Genomic DNA, 6,674 nt, shown 5'->3' on the forward strand with positions numbered 1-6,674 from the left:
CCGCCCCTCGGTGCGTCCGCGGCGGACGCGTCAGGCGGGGTGGGAAGCCGTCAGAGCAGCGACCAGCCGTAGCCGAAGAACACGAGCGCGGCGAGGACGACGAGCACCGCGATCGTCACGAACCAGTCGTTGCCGGCCGCGACGAAGCGTCGGGCCCCCGGACCGAACCGGCCCGGCAGGTTGAGATGCCCGTCCCTGATGTTGATGCGCGTCAAGCCGGCCCAGACCAGTGTGGTGGTCACGGTGATGAGCAGGCACCACGGGCACAGCGCCTTGATGTCGGTGTACGCCTCGTAGAACAGCCACCACGCGAACACGAGGCCCGCGGTGTAGACGACCTCGGCGGCGAGCATGAACCAGCGCGGGAACAGCACCCCGCCGATCATCGCGACGGCCATCGTGAGGACCACGGCCTCGGCGGCGATGCCGAGGAACGCGTTCGGGAAGCCGAACAGGGACGCCTGCCAGCTCTCCGCGACCCGCACGCAGTTGATGACGCTGTTGATGCTGCACCCGAACACCGCGTCCGGTTCACGCGCCAGGACGATCGCCTCGATCGACAGCACGAACGACGTGTAGAGGCCGATCGCACCGGAGATCGCCATCTCGATCGCGGTGCGCCGCCGCCAGGCGACGGGAGCCGGCTTCAGCAGGTCCGGGTCGTCGTCGACGAGCTCGTCGTCGTCCCAGTCCTCGTCGTGCTCGTCCACCGCCGCGTCGTGTGCGGCCGCGCTGGTCGCGTCGTTCACCGGGCCTCCTCGGGTGTCGGTGCGCACGGTCGACCCGCCGCACCCGCTCGGGGCCCATTGTGCCCGCCCGACCTGTGCGATCGGCCCGACCTGGGTCCCGGTCTGCGGCGTCTCCCTCCCCCGGCTGCGGCGCTCGGTCGGCACCGGCCCGCACACGGCCCGCACGCGCCCCGCGACGCGCACGGGCCCGCGACGGCCCGACGAACTAGGCTCGCGCGACGTGACCCGCCTGCTGCTCGCCTCCGCGTCCCCCGCCCGCCGCGCCACGCTCCAGTCGGCGGGCATCGACCCGCTCGTGGTCGTGTCCTCGGTCGACGAGCCCGCGGTCCTCGCGGCCGCCGCCGAGCGGTTCGGGACGCTCGACCCGGCCGACGCGGTGCTGGTGCTCGCGCAGGCGAAGGTCGAGGACGTGGCGCGCGCGGTCGCGGACGGCACGCCGGCCGAGCTGGCCGACGCGGACGACCTGGTCCTGCTGGGCTGCGACTCGATGCTCGAGCTCGACGGCGAGATCCTGGGCAAGCCGGACGACGCCGACGACGCGGTGCGCCGCTGGCGGGCGATGCGGGGCCGGACGGGCGTGCTGCACACGGGGCACTGGGTGATCGACGAGCGCGCGACGCCCGACGAGGGCGGCGAGGGCACGCGCGGCACGCTCGGGGCGACGTCGTCGACGGTCGTGCACTTCGCGGACCTGTCGGACGAGGAGGTCGCCGCGTACGTCGCGACGGGTGAGCCGCTCGCCGTGGCGGGCGCGTTCACCGTCGACGGTCTGGGCGGGCCGTTCGTGGACCGCATCGAGGGCGACCACCACGGTGTCGTCGGGGTGTCGCTGCCGCTGCTGCGCGGCCTGCTCGGGGAGATCGGCGTGACCGTCCCGAGCCTCTGGCGCACCGCCTGACCACCCCCCGCGCGGGCACGCGCGTTGTGCCCACCGGACAACCCACACCGGGCACGGAGGACGACGGGCGCCTGTCCTTGTCGGATCCCTACACAAGCACTCCCGCGCGGGTTGGGCGGTTCCCCAATCTTGGACGACCGGCCCCGGGGAGCAGCGGAGCGCCGGGTCCCGCACGTTACGGTGGACCGTGCCCGTGATCTCCAAGGTCCTCATCGCGAACCGCGGTGAGATCGCCGTCCGCATCGCCCGCGCCTGCCGTGACGCACGGATCGGCTCCGTCGCCGTCTACTCCGACCCCGACCGCGAGGCCCTGCACGTCCGGGTCGCCGACGAGGCGTTCGCGCTGAACGGCGCCCGCGCGGCCGAGACGTACCTCGTCGTCGACAAGCTGCTCGACGTCGCCCGCCGCTCGGGTGCCGACGCCGTGCACCCCGGCTACGGGTTCCTGTCCGAGAACGCCGAGTTCGCGCAGGCCGTCATCGACGCCGGTCTCACGTGGATCGGCCCCCCGCCCGCCGCGATCGACGCGCTCGGCGACAAGGTGAGCGCGCGCCACATCGCGCAGCGCGCCGGTGCGCCGCTCGTCGCCGGCACGCCGGACCCGGTGTCGGGCGTCGACGAGATCCACGCGTTCGTCGCCGAGCACGGCCTGCCCGTCGCGATCAAGGCCGCGTTCGGCGGTGGCGGCCGCGGCCTCAAGGTCGTGCGGTCGGCGGACGAGATCGACGAGCTCTACGAGTCCGCGGTCCGCGAGGCCGTCGCCGCGTTCGGTCGTGGCGAGTGCTTCGTCGAGCGCTACCTGGACAAGCCGCGGCACGTCGAGACGCAGTGCCTCGCCGACCAGCACGGCACGGTCGTCGTGGTGTCGACGCGCGACTGCTCGCTGCAGCGCCGCCACCAGAAGCTCGTCGAGGAGGCGCCCGCGCCGTTCCTCACGGACGCGCAGCGCGCGCAGCTCGTCGCGTCCAGCCAGGCGATCCTGCGCGAGGCCGGCTACGTGGGCGCCGGGACGTGCGAGTTCCTTGTCGGCGCCGACGGCACGGTGTCGTTCCTCGAGGTCAACACGCGCCTGCAGGTCGAGCACCCGGTCACCGAGGAGATCAGCGGCATCGACCTGGTGCGCGAGCAGCTGCGCATCGCCCAGGGCGACCCGCTCGGGTACGACCGCGTCGAGACGCGCGGCCACTCGATCGAGTTCCGCATCAACGGCGAGGACCCCGCGCGCGGCTTCCTGCCCGCACCGGGCCGCATCGCGACGCTCCGCTTCCCCGCGGGCCCCGGCGTGCGCGTCGACTCGGGCGTCGTCGAGGGCGACAGCGTCTCGGGCCTGTACGACTCGATGATCGCGAAGCTCGTCGTGACCGGCGCCGACCGGCCGCAGGCGATCGAGCGCGCACGCCGCGCGCTGGCCGAGCTCGACGTCGTCGGCATCCCGACCGTCGTCCCGTTCCACCGGGCCGTGCTCGACGCCCCCGAGTTCGCCCCCGCGGACCCGGCCGAGCCGTTCACCGTGCACACGCGCTGGATCGAGACCGAGTTCGCCGACCGCCTCACGACGCTCGGCACGGGTGCCACCGCGCCCGCCGCCGAGGACGAGGAGGAGGCGCCCGCGCTCGAGCGCGTCGTCGTCGAGGTCGGCGGCAAGCGCCTCGAGGTCGTCCTGCCGGCCGCGCTCGCGCTCGGTCGAGGCCCGGGTGCGTCGCGTCCCGGCGGCCGGGCCGGTGCGGCGGGACCGTCGGGCCCTCGTCGGCCCGTGCGACGCGCCGCCGCGAAGGCCGGCAGCAACGGCACGACGCTCGCGTCACCGATGCAGGGCACGATCGTCAAGGTCGCCGTCGCGGAGGGTGCGGAGGTAGCCGAGGGCGACCTCGTCGTCGTGCTCGAGGCCATGAAGATGGAGCAGCCGCTCGTCGCGCACCGCGCCGGGACCGTGACCGGCCTGTCCGCCGACGTCGGCTCGAGCGTGAGCGCGGGCACCGCCATCTGCGAGATCGTCGGCTGACGCGTGACGGACGCGGGACCCGGGGCGACGGCCGTCCCGCGCGCGCCCGGTAACGGCACCGGCGGGGCGCCGGTGCCGTCGTCGCCCGTCGTCCCGTCCGACGTCCCGCACCACCGCACCGCCGGTGACGGCTGGGTCGAGTGCGCGTGCGGACGACGGCACTGGGGCCGGTTCGGCGCGGCCGGGCTGCTGCTCGCGCGCCGCGACGCGTCGGGGGTGCCCGTCGCGGTCGTCCTGCAGCACCGCGCGCCGTGGAGCGACCAGGGCGGCACGTGGGGGCTACCGGGCGGCGCGCTCGCCCCCGACGAGGACGCGGTCACGGGGGCGCTGCGGGAGGCCGCCGAGGAGGCCGGCATCGACCCGTCGGACGTGCGCCCGACCGGCACCTCGGTGCTCCGGCACCCGGACTGGTCCTACACGACGGTGCTCGCCGACGAGATCCACCCGGCCGAGCCGACGGCGACCGACGCGGAGAGCGTCGAGGTGCGCTGGGTCCCCGTGGACGAGGTCGCCGACCTGCCGCTGCTGGCCGCGTTCGGCGACGCGTGGCCCGACCTGCGGCGACGCCTGGGGGCCGGTCCCGACACGGCCGACGCGCTGCCCGGCGGCGCCCCGACCGCGTGAGCGGGGTCACAGCTCGCGTCGCGGACAGACGTCGCGGGGACGATCCGGACGGGAGTATCGTCGCGCCCCGGTGAGGTAAGCCTCGCCTCACTGCCCCACTCCCGGGAAGCGTCATGGTCGCGAACTACCTGATCGGCCTGCGCGAGGGCCTCGAGGCCGCCCTCGTCGTCAGCATCCTCGTCGCCTACCTCGTGCGTACCGACCGCCGGCACCTGCTGCCCGCGCTGTGGACCGGGGTCGGCGTCGCCGCCGCCGTGTCGCTCGCGTTCGGCGCGCTCCTCACGTTCGGCCCTTCGGGGCTGTCGTTCGAGGCGCAGGAGGCCATCGGAGGCACGCTGTCGGTCGTGGCCGTCGGGCTCATCACCTGGATGATCTTTTGGATGGCGCGCACCGCGCGGCACCTCAAGGCGGACCTCCAGCACAAGCTCGACGACGCGGTCGAGGCCGGGAAGCGTGCGGTCGTCGTCATGGCGCTGCTCGCCGTGGGCCGCGAGGGTCTCGAGACCGCGCTGTTCCTGTGGGCCGGCGCACAGGCCACGAGCGGGTCCGACGGCGACGTCACGCCGCTGCTCGGCGCCGCGCTCGGCCTCGCGACCGCCGTGCTGGTCGGGTGGCTGCTCTACCGCGGTGCGGTGCGCGTCGACCTCCGGCGGTTCTTCGCCTGGACGGGCGCGTTCCTCGTGCTCGTCGCCGCCGGCGTGCTGTCGTACGGCGTCCACGACCTCCAGGAGGCCGGCATCCTGCCCGGGCTGCACGACCTCGCGTTCGACGTCTCCGCGACGATCCCGCCGACCAGCTGGTACGGCACGCTCCTCAAGGGCGTCCTCAACTTCTCCCCCGCGACCACCAAGGTCGAGGCGGTCGCGTGGGTCGCGTTCGTCGTCCCGACGATGTGGTTCTTCGTCCGCACGACGTGGGGCGGCCCGTCGCGGCCGGCCCCGTCCGCACCGGTCCCGTCCGCCGCGTCCCCCGCACCCGTCGCGTCGCCCGCCGCGGGCTGACGGCCCGCGCACCCGCCACCTCCCGGTCCGCCCCGCGGTCCCCGCCTGCTCGAGGAGCCCGATGTCCCACCGGCCCACCGCCGCGCTCACCCTGGCCGCCGCGCTCGTGCTGCCGCTCGCGGCCGCGTGCGTCCCGAACGACGCCCCCGCCGACGACGCCACGGCCGCGGGCGCGATCACGGTCTCGTCGACCGCCGACGCGTGCGACGTGTCCACCACGGAGGCCGCGTCGGGCCCGCTGACGTTCACGGTCACGAACGACGGCCAGGACGTGACCGAGTTCTACCTGCTCGGCGAGGACGGGCTGCGCGTCGTGTCCGAGGTCGAGAACATCGGCCCGGGCCTCAGCCGCGACCTGGTCGTCCAGGCCCGCCCGGGCACCTACTGGACGGCGTGCAAGCCGGGCATGGTCGGCGACGGCATCCGCGCGAAGTTCACCGTGACGGACTCGGGGGCCGACACGGGCCCGACGGGTGACACCGCCGAGCAGCTCGCCGCGGCCGAGGCGTCGTACGTCGCGTACGTCAAGGACCAGGTCGGGGCGCTCGTCGCCGGGACGCAGGAGTTCGCCGACGCGTACGCCGCGGGCGACGACGCGACCGCCCGGGACCTGTACGCCGCGACGCGCGTGCACTGGGAGCGCGTCGAGCCCGTGGCCGAGTCGTTCGGCGACCTGGACCCGCTGCTCGACCTGCGCGAGGCCGACCTCGAGGACGGCGCGACGTGGACCGGCTGGCACCTCGTCGAGAAGGACCTGTGGCAGCCGACCCCCGAGGCGAACGGCGGGGTCGCGTACACGCCGCTCACGCCCGAGCAGCGGCAGGCCGCGGCCGACGACATCGTCGCGAACACCGCGAAGCTCCAGGAGCAGGTCACCGACCCGGCGTTCACGTTCGAGGCGTTCCAGATCGCCAACGGCGCGAAGGAGCTGCTCGACGAGGTCGCGACCGGCAAGGTCACGGGCGAGGAGGAGATCTGGTCGCACACCGACCTGTGGGACTTCCAGGCCAACGTCGACGGCGCGCGCGTCGCCTACGAGGTGCTCTCGGACGTCGTGCAGGAGCGGGACGCCGACCTGGCGGACGCGCTCGACGAGCGGTTCGCCGAGCTCCAGGACCTGCTGACCGCGCAGGGCAGCGTCGAGTCGGGCTTCACGTCGTACGACCAGCTGACCGAAGACCAGGTCAAGGACCTCGCCGCGGCCGTGGACGCGCTGTCGGAGCCGTTGTCGCGCCTCACCACCACCGTCACGGGCGCCTGACGCCGCGATGACCGACGTCGACTCGCCCACCACCCCGGACGACGCGCAGCCGCCCGCCGCCGGGCTGTCCCGGCGCGCGCTGCTGGGCCTCGGCGGGGGTGTCGCGGCAGTCGCCGCGGCCGCGGGGTTCGGCGCGGCG

At 74.7% G+C, this 6,674-nt stretch carries 6 protein-coding genes; 5 read left to right on the forward strand and 1 reads right to left on the reverse strand.

All coding sequences use genetic code 11. The features are described 5' to 3' along the window. Positions 1-50: 50 nt before the first annotated feature. Positions 51-749: a vitamin K epoxide reductase family protein gene (locus CTKZ_RS19190; protein WP_200829832.1), complete on the reverse strand. Its 699-nt coding sequence runs from the start codon at positions 747-749 to the stop codon at positions 51-53. A 220-nt stretch (positions 750-969) separates the two neighbouring features. Here CTKZ_RS19190 and CTKZ_RS19195 point away from each other — a divergent pair, with 220 nt between their 5' ends. From CTKZ_RS19195 to efeO, 5 genes are all read left to right on the forward strand, one after another. Continuing rightward, entirely contained in the window at positions 970-1,647 is a 678-nt protein-coding gene (locus tag CTKZ_RS19195; protein WP_124344420.1) for a Maf family protein, read from the forward strand. A 187-nt stretch (positions 1,648-1,834) separates the two neighbouring features. Further along, positions 1,835-3,649: an acetyl/propionyl/methylcrotonyl-CoA carboxylase subunit alpha gene (locus tag CTKZ_RS19200; RefSeq protein WP_124344421.1), complete on the forward strand. Its 1,815-nt coding sequence runs from the start codon at positions 1,835-1,837 to the stop codon at positions 3,647-3,649. 72 nt (positions 3,650-3,721) lie between these two features. Further along, positions 3,722-4,273, forward strand: coding sequence for an NUDIX hydrolase (locus tag CTKZ_RS19205; RefSeq protein ID WP_124344424.1), 552 nt, complete (start codon positions 3,722-3,724; stop codon positions 4,271-4,273). 113 nt (positions 4,274-4,386) lie between these two features. After that, on the forward strand, positions 4,387-5,274 hold the full coding sequence (gene efeU, locus CTKZ_RS19210; protein WP_124344422.1) for an iron uptake transporter permease EfeU: 888 nt from the start codon (positions 4,387-4,389) through the stop codon (positions 5,272-5,274). A 61-nt stretch (positions 5,275-5,335) separates the two neighbouring features. After that, a complete protein-coding gene (gene efeO, locus CTKZ_RS19215; RefSeq protein ID WP_124344423.1) occupies positions 5,336-6,535 on the forward strand; it encodes an iron uptake system protein EfeO in 1,200 nt (399 codons plus the stop codon). The last annotated feature ends 139 nt before the right edge of the window (positions 6,536-6,674 follow it).

The sequence above is a fragment of the Cellulomonas algicola genome, assembly GCF_003851725.1.
GTDB classification, from domain to species: Bacteria; Actinomycetota; Actinomycetes; order Actinomycetales; family Cellulomonadaceae; genus Cellulomonas; species Cellulomonas algicola.

What these genes read in the sequence shown, in the direction of transcription:
- efeU (WP_124344422.1), top strand. Translation starts at nt 4,387, where the DNA reads ATGGTCGCGAACTACCTGATCGGCCTGCGCGAGGGCCTCGAGGCCGCC.
- efeO (WP_124344423.1), top strand. Translation starts at nt 5,336, where the DNA reads ATGTCCCACCGGCCCACCGCCGCGCTCACCCTGGCCGCCGCGCTCGTG.